The sequence below is a fragment of the Stenotrophomonas sp. YJH_SMC_133 genome, assembly GCF_059370655.1.
On the sequence record NZ_JCAFTW010000001.1, the window covers coordinates 384,374 to 402,953 of the forward strand.

The 18,580-nt window shown below is 67.3% G+C and carries 14 protein-coding genes and 2 tRNA genes; 4 read left to right on the forward strand and 12 right to left on the reverse strand.

Features of this window, described 5'->3' with window-relative positions; all coding sequences use genetic code 11:
- The first annotated feature begins 6 nt into the window (after window positions 1-6).
- Together proB and AC5P78_RS01750 are read left to right on the forward strand one after the other, a co-directional pair.
- Entirely contained in the window at window positions 7-1,164 is a 1,158-nt protein-coding gene (gene proB / locus AC5P78_RS01745) for a glutamate 5-kinase (RefSeq protein WP_171956648.1), read from the forward strand.
- A complete protein-coding gene (locus AC5P78_RS01750) occupies window positions 1,161-2,432 on the forward strand; it encodes a glutamate-5-semialdehyde dehydrogenase (protein WP_099530642.1) in 1,272 nt (423 codons plus the stop codon). The genes proB and AC5P78_RS01750 overlap by 4 nt, the downstream gene beginning before the upstream one ends.
- Window positions 2,433-2,567: 135 nt before the next feature.
- Here AC5P78_RS01750 and pgaD read toward each other — a convergent pair whose 3' ends face one another.
- The 10 genes from pgaD to AC5P78_RS01800 form a co-directional block, all read right to left on the reverse strand.
- Window positions 2,568-3,038 (reverse strand): poly-beta-1,6-N-acetyl-D-glucosamine biosynthesis protein PgaD, encoded by a 471-nt coding sequence (pgaD, locus tag AC5P78_RS01755; protein WP_012480823.1) that lies wholly within the window; start codon window positions 3,036-3,038, stop codon window positions 2,568-2,570.
- Window positions 3,035-4,291 (reverse strand): poly-beta-1,6-N-acetyl-D-glucosamine synthase, encoded by a 1,257-nt coding sequence (gene pgaC, locus AC5P78_RS01760; protein ID WP_138969925.1) that lies wholly within the window; start codon window positions 4,289-4,291, stop codon window positions 3,035-3,037. The genes pgaD and pgaC overlap by 4 nt, the downstream gene beginning before the upstream one ends.
- Before the next feature lies 1 nt (window position 4,292).
- Window positions 4,293-6,179 (reverse strand): poly-beta-1,6-N-acetyl-D-glucosamine N-deacetylase PgaB, encoded by a 1,887-nt coding sequence (pgaB, locus tag AC5P78_RS01765; protein ID WP_062607436.1) that lies wholly within the window; start codon window positions 6,177-6,179, stop codon window positions 4,293-4,295.
- A gap of 1 nt (window position 6,180) precedes the next feature.
- Complete coding sequence (gene pgaA, locus AC5P78_RS01770; protein WP_495217144.1) at window positions 6,181-8,208, reverse strand: poly-beta-1,6 N-acetyl-D-glucosamine export porin PgaA; 2,028 nt, start codon at window positions 8,206-8,208, stop codon at window positions 6,181-6,183.
- A gap of 344 nt (window positions 8,209-8,552) precedes the next feature.
- Window positions 8,553-9,758: a CynX/NimT family MFS transporter gene (locus AC5P78_RS01775; protein ID WP_111687495.1), complete on the reverse strand. Its 1,206-nt coding sequence runs from the start codon at window positions 9,756-9,758 to the stop codon at window positions 8,553-8,555.
- Window positions 9,759-9,980: 222 nt separating this feature from the next.
- Window positions 9,981-10,057, reverse strand: a tRNA-Pro gene (locus tag AC5P78_RS01780).
- 140 nt (window positions 10,058-10,197) lie between these two features.
- Window positions 10,198-10,274, reverse strand: a tRNA-Pro gene (locus AC5P78_RS01785).
- Between the two features lie 55 nt (window positions 10,275-10,329).
- Complete coding sequence (gene cydX, locus AC5P78_RS01790) at window positions 10,330-10,446, reverse strand: cytochrome bd-I oxidase subunit CydX (protein WP_005410354.1); 117 nt, start codon at window positions 10,444-10,446, stop codon at window positions 10,330-10,332.
- A 58-nt stretch (window positions 10,447-10,504) separates the two neighbouring features.
- Window positions 10,505-11,656, reverse strand: a complete 1,152-nt coding sequence (gene cydB, locus AC5P78_RS01795; RefSeq protein WP_138969924.1) for a cytochrome d ubiquinol oxidase subunit II — start codon at window positions 11,654-11,656, stop codon at window positions 10,505-10,507.
- A 15-nt stretch (window positions 11,657-11,671) separates the two neighbouring features.
- The gene (locus AC5P78_RS01800; protein ID WP_012480821.1) at window positions 11,672-13,261 is read right to left on the reverse strand and encodes a cytochrome ubiquinol oxidase subunit I; all 1,590 of its coding nucleotides are present in this window, start codon (window positions 13,259-13,261) and stop codon (window positions 11,672-11,674) included.
- Window positions 13,262-13,489: 228 nt separating this feature from the next.
- On the opposite strand from AC5P78_RS01800, the gene cydD reads away from it, so the two are divergent.
- Both cydD and cydC read left to right on the forward strand, forming a co-directional pair.
- Window positions 13,490-15,235 carry a thiol reductant ABC exporter subunit CydD gene (gene cydD, locus AC5P78_RS01805; protein ID WP_043035342.1) on the forward strand — a complete coding sequence of 582 codons (1,746 nt, stop codon included), beginning with the start codon at window positions 13,490-13,492 and terminating at the stop codon, window positions 15,233-15,235.
- The gene (gene cydC, locus AC5P78_RS01810; protein ID WP_005413995.1) at window positions 15,232-16,905 is read left to right on the forward strand and encodes a thiol reductant ABC exporter subunit CydC; all 1,674 of its coding nucleotides are present in this window, start codon (window positions 15,232-15,234) and stop codon (window positions 16,903-16,905) included. The genes cydD and cydC overlap by 4 nt, the downstream gene beginning before the upstream one ends.
- A gap of 92 nt (window positions 16,906-16,997) precedes the next feature.
- Here cydC and AC5P78_RS01815 read toward each other — a convergent pair whose 3' ends face one another.
- Window positions 16,998-17,342 carry a DUF1294 domain-containing protein gene (locus AC5P78_RS01815; RefSeq protein ID WP_012480818.1) on the reverse strand — a complete coding sequence of 115 codons (345 nt, stop codon included), beginning with the start codon at window positions 17,340-17,342 and terminating at the stop codon, window positions 16,998-17,000.
- Entirely contained in the window at window positions 17,342-18,454 is a 1,113-nt protein-coding gene (gene metX / locus AC5P78_RS01820; protein ID WP_005413993.1) for a homoserine O-acetyltransferase MetX, read from the reverse strand. The genes AC5P78_RS01815 and metX overlap by 1 nt, the downstream gene beginning before the upstream one ends.
- Window positions 18,455-18,580: the final 126 nt, after the last annotated feature.

Sequence of the window (18,580 nt, forward strand, 5' to 3'; positions counted from 1 at the left end):
TGACTGATGACCCTGCACGCCGCCAACGCCGCTTCGCCGTTTCCGCAACAGGCGCTGCCGCCATGGCGGCGTGCGGTGCTGAAGGTCGGCAGCAGCCTGCTGGCAGCCGATGGCGGCGGCCTGTCACCACGCCACGCGCTGGGCCTGGCGCAGTTCGTCTCGGCCAATGTCCTGGCCGGGCGCGAGGTGGTGATCGTGTCTTCCGGCGCGGTCGCTGCCGGGCGCGCGATCCTGCCGCGGGCCGATGAGCCTGGCGCGGCGATGGCGGCGCGGCAGGCGCTGGCTGCGCTCGGTCAGGCCCAGCTGATCGGGCTCTGGCAGCGCTTCTTCGAGCGCCCGGTGGCGCAGGTGCTGCTGACCCATGACGACCTGCGCAACCGCCGCCGCTACCTCAACGCCCGCGCCACGCTCAACGAACTGCTGCGGCTGGGCGCGTTGCCGGTGGTCAACGAGAACGACACCGTGTCGGTGGACGAGCTCAAGCTTGGCGACAACGACAACCTGGCGGCGACGGTGGCGGCGCTGGTCGATGCCGATGCGCTGTTCATCGCCACCGATATCGATGGCCTGTACAGCGCCGACCCGCGCACCGTGGCCGACGCGCGGCCGCTGCACGACGTGCCGGAACTGAGTGACGAGGTGCTGGCGATGGCCGGCGGCGCCGGCTCGCGCGCCGGTACCGGCGGCATGCGGACCAAGCTGGAAGCGGCAGCGAAGGCGGGTCGTCTCGGCATCGAAACCTATCTGTTCAATGGCCGCAGCGGTGACGTGGTACGCGCGCTGGCCCAGGACCGCCTGTTCGGTACCCGTATCCACGCCGCGCGCAGCCGTGAGGCGGCCCGCAAGCACTGGCTGCGGCACGCGCCGCTGGTCGAGGGTGCGATCGTGATCGATGCCGGCGCGGCGCAGGCGATGCGCGAGAAGGGCGCCTCGCTGCTGCCCGGCGGCATCACCGGCGCGGAGGGCATGTTCCGCCGTGGCGACATGGTGCAGGTGTGCTGGAACGCGCCACAGGGCCGCGTCTGCGTGGCGCGCGGCGTCAGCCAGTACGCGGCCGATGATGTGCGCCGGATCGCCGGCCGCCATTCGCGCGACATCGAGGCCGTGCTGGGCTACAACTACGGTGGCAGTGTCATCCATCGCGACGATCTGGTGCTGCCATGACCGGTTTGAAGGACTCCCCGATGAGTGAAATCGAAGCGCAGGCGCGTGCCTGCCGTGACACGGCCCAGATCGTTGCCGGCCTCGACAGTGCGGCGCGCCGCACGCTGCTGCTGGCAATGGCCCAGGCGCTGGAAGTGAATGCCGGGCTGATCCTGGCCGGTAATGCGCGCGACCTTGCCGCTGCGCGCGAGAAAGGCATTGGCAGTGCCATGCTCGACCGTCTGGCGCTGGACCCGGCACGCCTGTTCGCGATGGCCGAAGCCGTGCGTGAGGTCGCCGCGCTGCCCGATCCCGTCGGCCAGATCACCCGCGACGATGTGCGTCCAAACGGCATCCGCGTGCAGAAGGTGCGCGTGCCGCTGGGCGTGATCGCGATGATCTACGAGGCGCGCCCGAACGTCACCGCCGAAGCGGCTGCGCTGTGCCTGAAGGCCGGCAATGGCGTGATCCTGCGCGGTGGTTCCGAAGCGATCCACTCCAACACCGCCATCGCGCAGGCGCTGGCCGGCGCCCTGCAGGCCAATGGCGTACCGGCGGCGGCAGTGACCGTGCTGACCGACCTGCGCCGCGAAGCAATGCTGGAGCTGCTGCAGCTGCATGAACTGATCGATCTGGCGATTCCGCGCGGCGGCGAAGGCCTGATCCGCTTCGTTGCCGAGCATGCGCGGGTGCCGGTGATCAAGCACTACAAGGGTGTCTGCCACCTGTTCGTGGATGCCAGCGCCGACCTCGGCAAAGCCATCGACCTTCTGGTGGACGGCAAGTGCAGCCGTCCGTCGGCCTGCAACTCGCTGGAAACCCTGCTGGTGCATCGTGATGTGGCCGAAGCCTTCCTGCCGCGCGTGGCGCAGGCGCTCGGTGAGCGTGGCGTGGAGCTGCGCGCCGACACGAACGCCCAGCCGCTGCTGCCGGGCAGCACCGCCGCCAGCGAAGACGACTACGCTGCCGAGTTCCTCGACCTGGTGCTGGCCGTGCGCGTGGTTGATGACCTCGAGGCGGCCATCGCGCACATCCGTGCCTATACCTCCGACCATACCGAAGTGATCGCCACCGAAGACGCCGGCCGTGCCGAGCGCTTCGTCAACGCACTGCGCTCGGCGGTGGTGATGGTCAATGCCTCGTCGCGCTTCTCCGACGGTGGACAGCTGGGCCTGGGCAGCGAGATCGGCATTTCCACCACGCGCCTGCATGCGTACGGCCCAATGGGCCTGGAAGCACTCACCGTCGAACGATTCGTCGTGCGCGGTGAAGGGCAGACGCGCAAGTAGATCCACGCGATGCGCGGATGCCCTTCGCGGTAGACCCCGGTGCCGACCAAGGTCGGCGCCCACCAGGCCCAAGCGCCGATCAGGGTCGGCAGCTACCCAAGCAAGCGCCGACCAGGGTCGGCGACTACCGGGACGTCACACCACCTCGCGGCGGATACCGATCGGCCGCGCGTGATCGTCCATGTGCAGCGTGGCGGCCTTGCAGCCCAGCAGGCGCTCGGCAAGGCCGGTGCTGGCACCCAGATCGGCCGCGACTTCATTGAGGCTGGCCAGCGGTCGCGGCAGGCGTCGCTCGTGGCCACGGAAGCGCGCGCGGTTGTACTCGGCCCAGCCGATCAGCAGCACGCTGGCACACAGCAGCATCAGCGGCAGTGCCACCAGCACATAGGGGTCGAACTGGCTTTGCCGTTGGTACAGCTGCTGCCAGGCCAGCTGGCCGCCGATCAGCCACGAGAACAGGGTTACCAACGGTGCCCACAGGTAGAAGTAGAACCCCCAGAACGCGAGGGTGACGAAGCCCCAGGCGGTGCGTTGGAAGCGTGGTTGGCGATGCGGCTTGCGGATCATCCGCGAGTCGAAGCGGTTGGACGGGCGTTGTGCGTTCATCGGATCCCCCGATCGGGACTGGTCCAGGTGGCGCGCTTGCTGCGACGGCGCAGCAGGGTCTTCGGCAACGCCACCAGGGTGGTGGAAAGACTGATCAACCAGTACGCCATCGGGTACCAGATGACCCAGAAGTAGTTGCGTCCAATCTGTGTTTCGTAACGACGGTCGATGATCAGGCTGCTGGCGAACTGCATCAGGCAGACCAGGGCCAGGATCACGCCATGCCATTGCGGCAGCAGGCTGGCGATGTACAGCTGCGGCGGCATGTCGATGAGCTTGCCCAGCACCCACAGCACCACGATGAACAACATGGTGTAGGCCCAGATCACGCTCAGTACGTACTCCAGCAGTACGCCCCACATGCGCCGTTCCTTCCAGTGCAGCAGTGAACGCGCATGCCGCAGCATCACTTCCACGCCACCCTGCGCCCAGCGCAGCCGTTGCCGCCACAGACCCTTCAGCGTTTCCGGCATCAGGATGAAGCACAGCGCGTTGGGTTCGTAGCGGATGTCCCAATGCGCACGCTGCAGGCGCCAGCTGATGTCGATGTCTTCGGTCACCATGTCGTCCGACCACCAGCCGACCTGGTGCAGGGCGGTGCGGCGAAAGCCGGCGATCACTCCGGAGATGGTGAAGATGCGCCCGTACACGCGCTGCGCGCGCTTGATCATGCCGATGATCGAGGAGAATTCGGCCACCTGCAGGCGTCCAAGCAGGGTGGAACGGTTGCGGATGCGCGGGTTGCCGGTGACCGCACCGACGCGGTTGCCGCTGACCAGGTGCCAGACCATCCAGTGCAGGGCGTGTTCCTCCAGCATGGCATCGCCATCGATGCACACCAGGTACTCCGAGCGGGCCGCCAGCGCACCCATGCGCAGCGCGTTGGCCTTGCCGAGGTTGCGGTCCAGGTGCAGCACGCGCAGCCGCGGATGCTTCGCCGCCAGCACGTCGAGCCGGGCGCCGGTGTCATCACTGCTGCCATCGTCGATGGCGATCACCTCGTAGTCGGCCGGATAGCGCTGTGCCAGCGCCGCGCCGAGTGTGTCGTCGAGGTTCGGGGACTCGTTGTGGCAGGGAATCAACAGGCTCGCGAACGGTGGATCGACCATCAGCGGCGGGTCGTTGCGTGGGCGCGAATGGCGTTCGCGCCGGAAGTAGTAATACAGGCCGCCCGACATCCAGAAGAACGCCATCACCATCGGGTAGTAGAAGGCGAACTGGAACAGGACCTGCAGCAGCGGGTGCATGTCCATGTCACTTCTCCGGGTACGGGAAGTTGCCGGCGGACATCGCCGCGCGGGCATCATGGGTGGAAGGCTGGCCGGCGATGAAGTCATCCGGGTACCAGGCGAAGTGGTGCACGCCGTGCGCCTGCAGCTGGCGGATCTGCGCGCGCAGCCGCTCGGCGGGAATCGGTTGCCCGCTGCGCCAATCGACGGTCTGCAGTTCGAACAGGGTGTGCTGCAACTGGGGATCGTGCGCACGCACCGCGGCCAGCAGCTGGTCGAGCCAGCGTTCCGGATGCCTGCTGCCTTCCATCCACGGCATCGCCATCAGTGCGGTCTGGTCGTAGGCCTTGTTGAACAGGTCCAGGCGCTGCGCGAACCAGGCCTCGCTCTGCGGACGCAGCACCGGCTCCGCGTACAGGTTGCGCACTGTGGCCAGCTTCGGCCGCCAACGCTGCGCACTGTCGCGCAGGGCCAGGGTGAAGTCGATCAGCGCCCGGGTGCGAGCGCTGCCATCGTCGCCGGCCGCCAGCGTGGGCAGTTCTGTGTCGCGCAGGTAGCCATCATCATGGAAGAGCAGGCCTTCGAAATACGAGTTGACGGCCAGATCCTCGTAGATGTCGAGCATGATCTGGCGTGCCTTCGGATTGGTGAAGTCCAGCCGGTACATGCCGTCGGCATCGCCGTTGTCGATCGCCAGTGCCTTGCGCTGCACGGGGTCGGGCAGCTCGAAGCCGAGCACCGGCAGCCATGCGTAGACCTTCACCCCCGCGCGCGACTTCAGCTGCCAGGCGACCCGGCTGAACAGGTCCGCGCGCATCGGCATGTGCCGGTTGGGGAAGTACAGTGCATCGGCGGTGTTGTTGCCGTCCGGATCGGCGAACGCCTGCAGGTAGACGTGGGTGGGCGAAATGCGCTTGACCCGCTCGATCAGCGCATCGAGGTTGCGCCCCTGCTGCGCCGGGTCCGGGTCGTACACATCATCCAGGTCGACCTGCAACGCGCGGATGCCGTCGAGCGCAACGTCGCGCCGCAGCTCGTAGGCCAGGCCCTCCACGGTCGGGTTGTCGCTGACCAGGAAGCGCGCCAGCCCATGCAGGTCGCTGGCCACTGGCGTGCTGCGGCCTTCCAGATCGAAGGACACCGGCATGCCCAGCTGTTCGGCGATGTCGTTGCTCAACTGGTTGTAGGCGGCGTACGGCCAGACGATGGCGCGCGGGCGCACGCCCAGGTGCTGCTGGATGCGCTGCACGCTGCGGCCGAGATCGGCGCGCAGGCGCTGCTCGTACTGCGCCTCGCTCTCATAGCTGCGCGTGGCCGGCCGGTAGATGCGGGTGACCACCGCTGGCGTCGAATTGCCCTGCGGATTGGCAAGCACTCCGTGGTGCAGGTCGTCGGTATGGCTGGCCACTTCGATCAGGCCGCTGTCGTGCATCTGCTTCAGCTGCGCCCAGGTAACGAAGTCATCGTGGCCGAACGGCCGGTAGCCATAGTCGATCGTGCGCCCGGGCGCCATGTCCACGTAATCGGTGATCACTGCCACCAGCGCCGGGTAGCGGTACGCCTGCAGCAGCGGGAACGCCTTGTCGTAGACGCTGCGCAGGCCATCATCGAAGGTCAGCAGTACCGGTTTCGGTGGCAGCGTGGCGCGTCCCTGGGAGGCGTCGATCACCTGCGACAGCGACACCGGGTGGTAGCCGTGTGCCCCCAGCCAATCCAGGTGCGCGGCGAAGTTCTGCGTGCTCACCGCGTAGGTATCGGCGTCGCCCTTGGCCGCGACCCGGTCGCGGATGTCGTGGTAGCTGAGGATCAGCAGGCCGTTGTCAGTGGCATCGAGATGCAGGGCCTGCTGCGCGAACGCCGGCGGCGTGGCGGCCAGCAGCAGGAGCACGATCAGTCGCAGGATGCGGGCCATGTCACTCTCCCCAGCGCAGTGCGGCTTCGAAGCCGATATGACGCTCGCGGTGGCCGTCGTAGACCGGCCGCGACCAGCGCACGCCGTACTCGAACACGCGGCCCTGGCCCAGCTGCCATTCGTGCATGTAGGACACCGAAGGGACCAGAGCGCTGCCGAAGCCGTCCTGCCAGTAGTCACCCAGCGAGACCGTCAGGCGGTGCCGGAAGTGGCGCTCGTAGTGCCGCCACAGCTGCTGGTCGATGCGCAGCCCGATCTCGACCATGCGGTCGCGCTTCGGGTTGAAGTAGGGCGCGTCGTCGCGGCTGCCCCGGCTGGTGTAGGCACTGGCCAGGCCGTCGATCAACCAGCGCGGGCGGGTCAGCAGGCGCTGTTCGATGCTGGTGCTGAACAGCTCGCGGTGGTTGCCGTCGTCGTAGCGGAAGCGGCTGGCGCCGAACATCCAGTGGGTCAGCTCGCTGCGCCGGTAGTCGACCTGCGCGCTCACGCTGTCAGCGGTGATGCCCGCCACGCGCGCCTGCATCGAGGCTTCCGGGTCATTGCGTGCGGCCACCAGCCCGGCATGCCAGTAATCGTTGAACTGCCAACCCACGCCGATGCGCAGGCCGGTATCGCCAATGTGGTCGTTGGCGCGCAGTACCGCCGCTTCCGCATCCAGCTGGCCAAAGCGGTAGCGTACGCCCGCGCCCAGCCACAGCGGGTCGATGCGCTGGTCCTGGAAGTCGACCGAGCGCCTGTCTGCGAAGGCGAACAACCGCCAGCGGTCGTCGAGCACCGGTGTCTGCACTTCCATGCCGTAGTGACGGTCGTTGTTGCCCAGCGGCGAGGTGCCGCCACCGCCGGAGCTGCGACCAATGTCGGTCCATGCCTTCAGCTGCCAACCGCGATGCGCCCGCCAGGCCTGGTCCATGCGTTCGACGGCGGGTTGGGTCGGGTAGCGTGCGACAAGATCGTCGTGCAGTGGCCTTGCCAGGTCATCGCGCTGCAGGGCGACGTAGGCCTCCTCCATGCCCAGCCGCGGCTCGATGTCGCGAGGGTCCAGCGCATGTGCCATCTGCTGGCGCTGCAGTGCCATGCGTGGCCATCCGCGCATCATGTACACGCTGCCCAGCGCGCTCTGCAGGCCGCCGTTGCCCGGTGCGATGTCGACCATCGATTCCAGGTCGTGCTGTGCGGTGCGCAGGTCGCCGCTGTAGGCGCGTACCATCGCCAGATTCAGGTCGGCCTCGTAACGTGACCAGTTCGCGTACGGTGACTTGCCGTTGCTCCAGCGCCACGCCGGCTCCTTGTCACGCCAGGCCTGCAGCAGGTCGATCGCCTTTTCCTGCTGCTCGCTCTCCAGGTAGGCATAGGCCAGTTCCGAATGCGAGGCATCGCGTGCCGGGTCGCCGGCCACTGCCGCCTGCAGCACCGGTATGGCTTCTTCCGGATGCAGGGTGCCCATCAGCGAATCGCCGACCGCAGGCAGCACATAGTCGGGCAGGGCATGGCCTTCGGCCTGCAGTGCGCGGGCTTCCTCGCGCACCTGCGCATGGCGGCCCAGCCGGTTGAGCAGGATCAGCCGGTCCATGCGGACGCGAAGCGGCGCCTGCGCGGGCGGGGTGCCTTCGCTGCCCAGGTAGCGCTGCATGCGCGCCAGGGTCGATTCGGCTTCTTCCAGGCGGCTGTCTTCGCTGCTGCTGTAGGCCAGGCTCCAGACCACCAGCTTGGCCAGGTAGTCGCCTTCGATGCGTTGCTTCTGTGCAGCGTCGAACAGCTGCGGGCGCTGCTGGTACAGCTCCCAGGCGCGCCAGGCGTTGCCGATGTCGCCCAGGGTCAGTACGCGCAGCTTGAACAGCAGGTCGTCGTTGGGTTGCTCTTGGCTGGCGCGCTCGATCGCGCCGAGGGCATCCAGCCAGCGGGCCTGGTCGCGGTAGCGGCCGATCTCGGCCAGGGCCGCCTCGCGGTCAGGCGGGGCAGCGCTGCTGGCCCAGGCCAGGGAGGTACAGGCAAGGCCGACGCAGAGCGCCAGCCGGCGGTGGACAACCATTGGGGACCCCCTTGGCTTCCGAACCAGACAACCTGAGAAATGTGACGCACATCACATGCCAGCTTTTGGCGTGGCCGTGGCCCGCGTCACTCCCTTCGTGCATTCCCGTCCAGCAAGGACGGATACAAACCCGGACAGCGACCTGCAATGTCTTGTCTGAAACGAGAGTCCCCCGCACACCGAATGGCGGCCTGGGCGGCGCTGCCGCCCCCATGCCCGATGCCGGCACGCGGCAAGGATGGGCATTCGTGGGCACTATCCGCCCGGAATTGTCAGCCCGGTGTCAAAATGCGCAGACGGGCTGACGAGCGGTAGGTAGGGCCGGTTGCGAGGCCCTGCGCGGCTTACCAGAGGTCTTCCAGCTTGCGCGGCTTGCAGGCCACCCAGGAGGCGCACAGCATCAGGGTGGCGCAGCCGAACAGGAAGCTGAACGGGAGCGTCCAGCCGTTGCTGACCGTATGCAGCCAGCCGACCAGGAACGGCCCCAGACAGCTGAAGCTGTAACCCACGCCCTGCATGAAGCCGGACAGTGCCGCCGAGCCGGTGGGGGTGCGCGTGCGCAGGTTGATCAGGGTCAGCGCCAGCGGGAAGGTGGATGGACCGACGCCGAGCAGGCACGCCCACAGCAGGGGGGCCTTCATCGGTGCCAGCAGCAGGCCGGTGAAGGCGATCACGAACGAGAAGAAGCCGATCAGCACCAGCGGGAACGGGTTCTGCATGCGAACTGCCATGGATGGAATGACCAGCGACGGCAGCAGCCCGAGCGCCGAGAACACCGCCACCATCACGCCACCAAAGGCCGGTGTGCCGCCGGCCTCGACCACGATGCGTGGCAGCCAGGTGAACATCGAATAGGTCATCAGCGAAGTCATGCCGAACATCAGCGTCATGCTCCAGCCCAGTGAGGTGCGCCAGACTTTCCCATGCGGCTGTGCGGCCGGGTCGGTGGCATCTGCCTGCGGCTTCGGTGCGCGCCTGGCCAGAACCAGCCACGGCAATGCTGCGGCCAGTGCCAGCAGTGCCCACATGCCCAGCGACACGCGCCAGCCTGCGGCGTTGGCCACCGGCACCGCCAGCAGCGCCGGCAGCATGGTGCCCAGCTGCAGCACGCTGATGTAGAGCGTGCTCATGGTGCCGACCTTGTTGGCGAAGTAGCGCTTCACCAGCGGCGGCACCACCACGTTGCCGATGCCCATGCCGGCCAGTGCCAGCACCGAACCGAGCAGCAGCGTGCCGACGTTGCCGGCACTGGAGCGCAGCAGCAGGCCGGCCATCGCCATCACCATCGCCAGCAGCGTGGTGCGCTCCAGGCCCAGGCGCCGCGCCAGCGCCGGCGTGGCCACGCCGAACAGCGCGAACGAGGCGGTCGGCAGCATGCCCAGCACGCCGGTCATGGTGGTGCCGAAGCCGAACTGCTGGCCGAGCACGTCCAGCAGCGGGGTGATCGAGGTGACCGCAGTGCGCAGGTTGACCGCTGCCAGCAGGATCGCGGCAAACGCGAGGACACGACCGTGCAGCAGCGACGGCGAATCGGAAGTGGAGGAACTCATCGGTGGTCCTTGCAGGTGTCGCATGCCGGGGCAATGGCATGCAGCGCCGGCATCGGTCTACGCCGAAGCGGCAGGTGGGGGTGGGGGCTGCAGGCGGGCCGGCAGCGCGGCCATTGTACGTGCGCTGCCTGGCAAGGTCCCGTCATGCGGGAGGCCTGGCGCCTGGTACAAAAAAACCCGGAGGACAGTGATGTCTTCCAGGCTTCTTGGTGACCACCGAAGTGGTCGGGGAGACAGGATTCGAACCTGCGACCTCTACGTCCCGAACGTAGCGCTCTACCAGACTGAGCTACACCCCGAAGGGAGCCGCCTATTCTAGCGATTCACCCCGATGGCGGCAAGGGGTGAATGCTGTTTTCTTCACACTGCCGAAGCAGTGCCACTTCAGGGAACAAAAAAGCCTGGACGACTTCACCAGGCTTCAATGCGACCACGTGAGTGGTCGGGGAGACAGGATTCGAACCTGCGACCTCTACGTCCCGAACGTAGCGCTCTACCAGACTGAGCTACACCCCGAAGGAGCCGCCTAAGATACCGTGTGAAGGCCAAGGCGGCAAGGCTTTTTTACAGCTCAGCGACGATTTTCCTTCTCGATGCGGTTCTGCTCGCGGGCTTCGAACCACATGCCGTTGAGGATGGCCACCGTCGAGGCGAGGCCGGCACCGAGAATCCAGGCGAAATACCACATGATCAGTCTCCTTCATTCCGGGTAGGTGCCGACCGTTGGTCGGCACACGTGCAAGCAATCAATATGCGTTCGGGTTGTTGCCCATCTCTTCGGTGGTGGTCTTGCCCTTCAGCACGCGGTACACCCAGGTGGTGTAGGCGAGGATGATCGGCAGGAACACCGCCGTGGCCAGCAGCATGATCCACAGGGTCAGGTGGCTGGACGAGGCGTCCCACACGGTCAGGCTGGAGGTGGGCTGGCTCGAGGACGGCAGCAGGAACGGGAAGATCGCAAAGCCGACGGTCAGGATGATGCCGGCGATGGCTGCCCCGGAGGCGATGAAGGCCAGGCCGCCGCGACGGGTCCGCAGCAGTACCGCACTGGCCAGCAGTCCGGCCAGGCCCAGCAGCGGCGCCAGGATCGTGGCCGGCATGGCGCTGTAGTTGCGCATCCAGCCACCGGCGGCGCCGAGTTCGGCGGTCTTCAGCAGCGGATTGGTGGCGCCGTCGGTGACCACCTGCGAGGTGATCTGGTAACCCGGCAGGCCGAAGGCCACCCAGGCACCGCCCACCGCGAACAGCACGAAGGCGATGATCGCGGCGATGCTGCCGAAACGGGCCGCACGTTCGGCCACCGGGCCGTCGGTCTTCAGCACCAGCATGGCGGCACCGTGGGCGACCAGCATCGACACGCTGAGCAGGCCGGCCAGCAGCGCGAAGGGCATCAGCAGGCCGAAGAACGAGCCGGTGTAGAAGATGCGCATGCTGTCATCGAAGTGGAACGGCACGCCCAGCACCACGTTGCCCACCGCCACGCCCATGATCAGCGCCGGGATGAAGCCACCGATGAACAGCGCCCAGTCCCAGGTGTTGCGCCAGCGCTCGCTGGGCATCTTGCTGCGGAACTTGAAGCCGACCGGTCGCAGGATCAGCGCGAACAGGATCACGAACATCGCCAGGTAGAACCCGGAGAAGCTGACCGCGTAGAGCGGCGGCCATGCGGCGAAGATCGCACCGCCGCCCAGGATCAGCCACACCTGGTTGCCTTCCCATACCGGACCAATGGTATTGATCACCAGCCGGCGCTCAGCGTCGTTGCGGGCGACGAAGGGCAGCAGGGTGCCCACGCCCAGGTCGAAACCATCCATCACGGCGAAACCGATCAGCAGGATGCCGAGCAGCAGCCACCAGATCACGCGCAGCGTGGTGTAGTCCAGAAGAATGAAATCCATCTTGGTTCTCCTGCCTCAGGCCTGGCCGGCGGCCGGCGCCGAGGCATTGTGGGAAGCATGCGGCTGGGGCGACTGCAGTGACGGCAGCACCTCGTCCGGACCCTTGCGGATCGCCTTGAGCATCAGCTTGATCTCGACCACGATCAGCGCGGTGTAGATGGCGGTGAAGCCGGCCAGGGTCAGCACGATTTCATGCAGGGCCAGCCCCGATGCTGCATAGAAGGTCGGCAGCACGCCATCGACCGCCCACGGCTGGCGACCATACTCGGCCACGAACCAGCCGCACTCGATCGCGATCCACGGCGCCGGCAGCGTCCACAGGGCCAGCTTGAGGAACCAGCGCTTGTCCTGGAAATTGTTGCGGCAGGAGTAGTAGAAGGCCAGGGCGAAGAAAGCGATGAGGTAGAAGCCGAGGCCGGCCATCACGCGGAAGGTCCAGAACAACGGCATCACGCGCGGCACCGTGTCCATCGCCGCCTGCGAGATTTCCTGCGGGGTGGCGTTGAGGATGTCATCGCGATAGCGCTTGAGCAGCAGGCCGTGGCCCAGGTCCTGCCAGTGACGGTCGAACATCTCGCGCGCTTCAACGTCGTTCTTGTTGGCGCGCAGGCGTTCCAATGCACCGTAGGCCAGCTGGCCGCCACGCACGCGGTGTTCGGCGCGCTCGACCAGTTCCAGGATGCCGGGAATCGGCTGGTTCAACGAGCGGGTGGCGATCAGGCCCATCAGGTACGGGATCTTCACCGCGTAGTCGTTCTGGTGGGTCTCCTGGTTCGGGATGCCGAAGGCGGTGAAGTCGGCCGGCGCACGCTCGGTCTCCCACATCGCTTCGATCGCGGCCAGCTTCATCTTCTGGTGTTCGCTGGCGGCGTAACCGCTCTCGTCACCCAGCACGACCACCGACAGCGATGACAGCAGGCCGAACGCCGCGGCCACCGCAAACGAACGACGGGCCAGGTCCCTGTGCTTGTTGCGCAGCAGGAACAGCGCGCTGATCGCCATCACGAACACTGCACCGGTCACGTAGCCGGCGCTGACGGTGTGCACGAACTTGGCCTGCGCCACCGGGTTGAACACCACCGCCATGAAGTCGACCACTTCCATGCGCATGGTTTCCGGGTTGAACACCGCACCGGTCGGGTTCTGCATCCAGCCATTGGCCACCAGGATCCAGATCGCCGACAGGTTGGTCCCCAGCGCCATCAGCCAGGTCACCATCAGGTGCTTGACCTTGCTCAGGCGGTTCCAGCCGAAGAAGAACAGGCCGACGAAGGTCGCTTCCAGGAAGAACGCCATCAGGCCTTCGATGGCCAGTGGCGCACCGAAGATGTCACCCACGTAGTGGCTGTAGTAGGACCAGTTCATGCCGAACTGGAATTCCATGACGATGCCGGTGGCAACGCCCATGGCGAAGTTGATGCCGAACAGGACGCCCCAGAACAGGGTCATCCTGCGCCAGATCTCCTTGCCGGTCATCACATACACGCTCTCCATGATGGCCACCATGAAGGACAGGCCGAGGGTGAGCGGTACGAATAGGAAGTGGTACATCGCGGTCAGCGCGAATTGCAGCCGCGACAGTTCTACGACTGTCTGATCAATCATGGCCTGGCTACCTCGTTGGATAGTGCCGTTGCAGGTGGCGGGAAGGGTGGTCTACGACGTGAATGATGTGACCGACTACTTCAAACAGCCTTGATCCAGATCAATGTATGAACAGGTGCCCCGGTTGATCGTATGCCAACCTGATGAAGACTGCGACCGCCGGCCGCAGGGGCGGGCTATTGCCTGCGCCTACAATGCCGTGTCTCCTCCGTTGCCCGTGAAGACCTCTTGAGCGCTGCCGAAACGACCCCTGACGGCCTGTCCCCGGAAGCTGAAACCGCCCGCCAGCGGCGTGTGCGCACGGCCTGGCTGGCCGACCTGGCACGCTCCGCCCGGGGCCGCCAGCGCCTGGCCGCGCTGTGCATCAGCCTGTCCGGCGCACTGTTGATCGGCCAGGCTGCCGCCATCGCCTGGCTGGTACAGCAGGTGCTGGTGGAGCGCGTGCCGCTGGCCTCTGGCCTGCCGGTGCTGGCGGGATTGGCGGTGATCCTGGTGCTGCGCACCCTGCTGGGCAGCGCCACCCAGGCCGCCGCCGGTGACGTGGCCGACGCCGCACGCCTGGCATTGCGCGAACGCGTGTTCGCACGCCTGCTGGGCCACGGCCCACTGTGGCTGCGGCAGCGCCGCACCGGCGAACTGGGCGAACTGATGCTGCATCACGGTGATGCGATCGAGAGCTATTACAGCGGCTTCCTACCGGTGCGCACTGAAGTGGTGGTGGTGCCGCTGCTGATCCTGGCCGCTGTCGCCTGGGTCGACTGGGTGGTGGCGCTGATCCTGCTGTTCACTGCGCCGCTGGTGCCATTTTTCATGATGCTGGTGGGCTGGGGCGCCGAAGCGGCCGGCCGTGCGCAGCTGGGTGAGCTGGCACGCATGAGCGGCCATTTCGCCGACCGCATCAAGGGCCTGGGCCTGCTACGCCTGTATGGCCGCGGTGACGCCGAGCTGGAGGGTATCGAGGCTGCCGCTGAAGGCGTGCGCGTGCGCACGCTGAAGGTGCTGCGGATTGCCTTCCTGTCGTCCACGGTGCTGGAATTCTTCGCCTCGGTGAGCGTGGCGATGGTGGCGCTGTACCTGGGCCTGAGCTATCTGGGCATGATGTCGCTGCATGCAGCGGTGCCGACGCTGGGTGCGGGGCTGTTCTGCCTGCTGCTGGCACCGGAATTCTATGCGCCGCTGCGACGGCTGGCCGCGCACTACCATGATCGCGCCAATGCACTGGCCGCCGCCGCCGAAGTGGAGCGCCTGCTGCAGTCGCTGCCCGATGAGCAGGGCCTGGTCGAGAACGAGGTTGCACCGCTGGCGGTGGAGCCGGCCGAGGCCGCGTTGCCGCCGCTGCAGGCACAAGGGCTGGTGCTGCGCCCGCTGGGCGCGCCGCAGGATGTGCTGCGGGATCTGGACCTGCGGCTGGAGCCGGGCCAGCGCCTGGCCCTGGTTGGTCCCAGCGGTTCTGGTAAAAGCACCCTGCTGGAAGCGCTGGCCGGCTGGCTGCCGCCGCGCGCCGGCAAGCTGCAGCTGCGTCCCGGTGTGCAGGTGGCCTATGCCAGCCAGCGCCCCTACCTGTTCCACGGCAGCATCGCCGACAACCTGCGGCTGGCCGATCCGGGTGCCAGCGATGCGCGTCTTCGTGCGGTGGCCGAGGCCGCGCAGGTGCTGCAATTCGCACAGCGCCTGCCACAGGGCCTGGACACGGTGATCGGCGAACGTGGCTTCGGCCTGTCCGGCGGCGAAGCCCGTCGTATCGGCCTGGCCCGGTTGTTGCTGCGCGACCCGCAGGTCCTGTTGCTGGACGAACCCACCGCGTTTCTCGACGCCGATACCGAGGCCGCACTGCTGCGCAGCCTGGCTGCCTATGCGCGGGGTCGCAGTGTGGTGGTCGCCACCCACAGCCCGGCGGTGATCGCCTGGGCCGACCGCTGCCTGCTGCTGCCGGAAGGGCGCCTGGTCGAACCGGCACAGGCGGTGCGCGCATGAGCCGTTCGCCTGATTCGCTGCGCGCGGTGTTCCTGCGCCATCGGCCGCGCCTGCTGCTGACCGTGCTGCTGCTGTGGACCACCATGCTGGCCGGCACCGCATTGCTTGGCCTGTCCGGTGGCTTCCTCACCGCCGCCGCGTTGGCTGGTGCGGCCGGCCTCGGCCAAGGCTTCAACTTCTTCTCACCGTCCGCGGGCATACGCGGGCTGACGATGGCGCGCATCGTGTCGCGCTATTTCGAGAAGCTGGTCGGCCACGACGCCACGCTGCGCATCGCCCGCGACCTGCGCGTGTGGTTCTTCCGCCGCGCGTTGCCGCTGGCACCCGCACGGTTGGGGGCTACGCGCACCGGCGACCTTCTGGCGCGCCTGCTCGGCGACATCGGTGAAGTGGACGGCCTGCTGGTGCGTGCGATCGGGCCGCTGCTGGCGTTGGGCGGATTGTCGCTGGTCGCGATCGTTTCGGCAGCACTGATCCTGCCGTCGGCTGCGGTGCTGCTGGCGGTGCTGGCGCTGCTGATCGCCTTCGGCGTGCCGTGGCTGGGCGTGCGTGGCCATGACGACGAAGAGGCCGACCGTGCCGCGCATCGTGCCGCATTGCGTACCGCTGCATTCGAAGGGCTGGAAGGTGCGGGTGACCTGGCCGCGCTGCATGCCGATGCAGCGTGGCAGCTGAAGGTGCGCGTGGCAGCCAAGCAGCTGGCCTCGCGTGACCGCCGCCGCCGCTGGCGCCTGATCGCGGCCTCGACCCTGCATGGCCTGGTGGCCGGGCTGGGCCTGGTGGCGATGCTGGCGTTGGCCCTGCACGCGGCCGAGCAGCAGCGCATCGCACCGGAAATGGCCGCAGGTTTGGTGTTCCTCACCGTGGCGTTGATCGAGCTGTGGGCCGGCATGGGCCTGGCCTGGCAGTCGCTGCAGTCCGGGCGCATTGCCGCCGATCGCCTGCAGGCGATCGTCGAGCAACCGCCGACAGTGGACGATCCGCAGGCGCCACAGGTGGTGCCGCCGGCTGCGCGCGTGCATTGGGATGACGTGCATTTCCAGTGGCCGGGCGGCGCGCGGCCGGTGTTGTCCGGCCTGCAGCTGACCCTGGCGCCAGGCGAACGCATCGCCATCCGTGGAGACAGCGGCAGCGGCAAGACCACGCTGTCGAGCCTGCTGCTGCGGTTGTGGGATCCGCAGCAGGGGCGGCTGACCTACGGTGGCCGCGATCTGCGTGATTTCGCCCAGGCCGACTGGCACCGGCAACTGGCGTGGCTGCCGCAGAACGCGCCGGTGTTTGCCGGCAGCGTGGCCGAGAACCTGCGGTTGGGTGATCCCGATGCCAGCGACGCCGCCTTGTGGGCGGTGCTGCGCCGCGTGCGCCTGGGCGAATGGGCCGAGCGCAACGGCGGCCTGCAGGCCTGGGTGGGCGAGAACGGCGCGACGATGTCGGCCGGGCAGGCGCGGCGGTTGGCACTGGCGCGTGCGCTGCTGCGCAATGCGCCGATCCTGCTGCTGGACGAACCGACCGAAGGCCTGGACGTGGATACCGCACGCGCGCTGTTGCAGGACCTTTCCGGGTTGCTGGACGGGCGCAGCCTGTTGATGATCACCCACGACGACCTGCCCGAAGGCGTGGTCGATGCGCAGTACCGGTTGCGCGACGGGGCTCTGGTCCGCGAAGCGTGAACCGGTAGTGCCGGCCGCTGGCCGGCAACCTCATGGCGCCTGATACGGACACGGAATTGCCGGCCAGCGGCCGGCATTACCCATTCGAACGGTTACCGCGAGAACTCGCGCAGCATCACCGCGATCGAGGCCACGTTGGCCAGCACGCACAACCAGAACACCCACTGGAATGCGGCCTTGCGGTGCTTGTGTCGGAACAGCGCCTGGCCCAGCAGCGCGCCCGGCCAGCCACCGGCAAAGGCCAGCATCTGCAGGGTGCGTTCGGGAATGCGCCATTGCTTTCGCTGCGCCGCGCGCTTGTCCTGGCCGTACAGCGCGAACGACACCGCGCTGGCCAGCATGCACCAGCCACCCAGCCACAGCGGCAGCACACCGCTGACCATCAGCGCGATCAACGCGCCGAACGCGGCGAGCGCCAGGTTGCGCCGCCAAGCCACTACAGCGCGTCGAGGAAGCCGCGCACGGCGGGGCCGAAACGATCGAAGTCGACCAGAAAGGCGTCGTGACCCTGCGGTGACTCCAATCCGATGAAATGGGCGTCAGCGCCTCCGGCACGCAGGCCATCGGCGACCTGTTGCTGCTGCTGCACCGGGAACAGGATGTCGGTGTTGGCGCCGATGGCCAGCGCCTTCTCCACCCGGATCTTCGCCAGCCCGGCCAGCACATCGCCATCGGCATACTCGGCCAGGTCGAACCAGTCCATCGAGCGGCTCAGGTACAGATAGCAGTTGGGGTCGAAGAAACGCACGAAGCGCCGTGCGTGGCCTTCCAGGTAGCTTTCCACCTGGAATTCCAGACCGAACGGATCGTCGTCGGTCTGGTCCGAATCCAGCCGCACGCGGCCGAAGCGGCCATCCCATTCCAGTGCCGAGCGGTAGGTGATCACGCCCAGCTTGCGCGCCATGCGCATGCCGGACTCGGGATACGCGTCGTCGTCGTAGTGGCCACCATTCCAGCGTGGATCAAGGCGGATCGCTTCGCGCTGCAGCGAGCGGATCGCGATGGAGAACGGCAGCGCCTGCGCACTGCCGGAAATGTTGACGTGGCTGCGCGCGATGCCCGGGTGAAGCATCAGCACGGCCAGCGCGGTCATGCCGCCCATCGAATTGCCGACCACGCAGGCCAGCTGTTCGATGCCCAGGGCGCGCACGACTTCGATCGCGGCGCGCGCGCCGTCTTCGATCGACAGCTCGGGGAAGTCGAGACGATACGGTTGGCCGGTGGCCGGGTTGAGCGAGGCCGGACCGGTCGAGCCCTTGCAGCTGCCCAGCGAGTTCACGCAGACCACGAACCAGCGGTCGGTATCGATCGCCTTGCCGGGTCCGACCATGCCTTCCCACCAGCCCGCTGCCGGGTTGGCGTCGTTGGCTGCCGCATGTGCATCCGGCGAGAGGCCGGTCACGATCAGGATCGCGTTGCTGGCGTCGGCCGCCAGTGTTCCCCAGGTCTCATAGGCGACGCGCGCGCCGTGCAGGGCGCCGCCGCGCTTGAACGGGAAGGGCGAGGGCAGGGCGTGGAAGCGGGTGCCGGGCGGGATGAATTCGGTCATGCAGGCATTCTAGCGGGGCCGCATGTGGAGCTGGCGACACGCTGGTTTCCATCGGCGATGCAGGTAGTGCCGGCCGCTGGCCGGCAACCTCGCAGGCGCATCACGATTCATGAGGTTGCCGGCCAG

Bases quoted from the DNA above. Each gene is read 5' to 3' on its own strand.
- proB (WP_171956648.1), top strand. From the start codon at position 7: ATGACCCTGCACGCCGCCAACGCCGCTTCGCCGTTTCCGCAACAGGCG.
- AC5P78_RS01750 (WP_099530642.1), top strand. From the start codon at position 1,161: ATGACCGGTTTGAAGGACTCCCCGATGAGTGAAATCGAAGCGCAGGCG.
- pgaD (WP_012480823.1), bottom strand. From the start codon at position 3,038: ATGAACGCACAACGCCCGTCCAACCGCTTCGACTCGCGGATGATCCGC.
- pgaC (WP_138969925.1), bottom strand. From the start codon at position 4,291: ATGGACATGCACCCGCTGCTGCAGGTCCTGTTCCAGTTCGCCTTCTAC.
- pgaB (WP_062607436.1), bottom strand. From the start codon at position 6,179: ATGGCCCGCATCCTGCGACTGATCGTGCTCCTGCTGCTGGCCGCCACG.
- pgaA (WP_495217144.1), bottom strand. From the start codon at position 8,208: ATGGTTGTCCACCGCCGGCTGGCGCTCTGCGTCGGCCTTGCCTGTACC.
- AC5P78_RS01775 (WP_111687495.1), bottom strand. From the start codon at position 9,758: ATGAGTTCCTCCACTTCCGATTCGCCGTCGCTGCTGCACGGTCGTGTC.
- cydX (WP_005410354.1), bottom strand. From the start codon at position 10,446: ATGTGGTATTTCGCCTGGATTCTCGGTGCCGGCCTCGCCTCGACGGTG.
- cydB (WP_138969924.1), bottom strand. From the start codon at position 11,656: ATGGATTTCATTCTTCTGGACTACACCACGCTGCGCGTGATCTGGTGG.
- AC5P78_RS01800 (WP_012480821.1), bottom strand. From the start codon at position 13,261: ATGATTGATCAGACAGTCGTAGAACTGTCGCGGCTGCAATTCGCGCTG.
- cydC (WP_005413995.1), top strand. From the start codon at position 15,232: ATGAGCCGTTCGCCTGATTCGCTGCGCGCGGTGTTCCTGCGCCATCGG.
- metX (WP_005413993.1), bottom strand. From the start codon at position 18,454: ATGACCGAATTCATCCCGCCCGGCACCCGCTTCCACGCCCTGCCCTCG.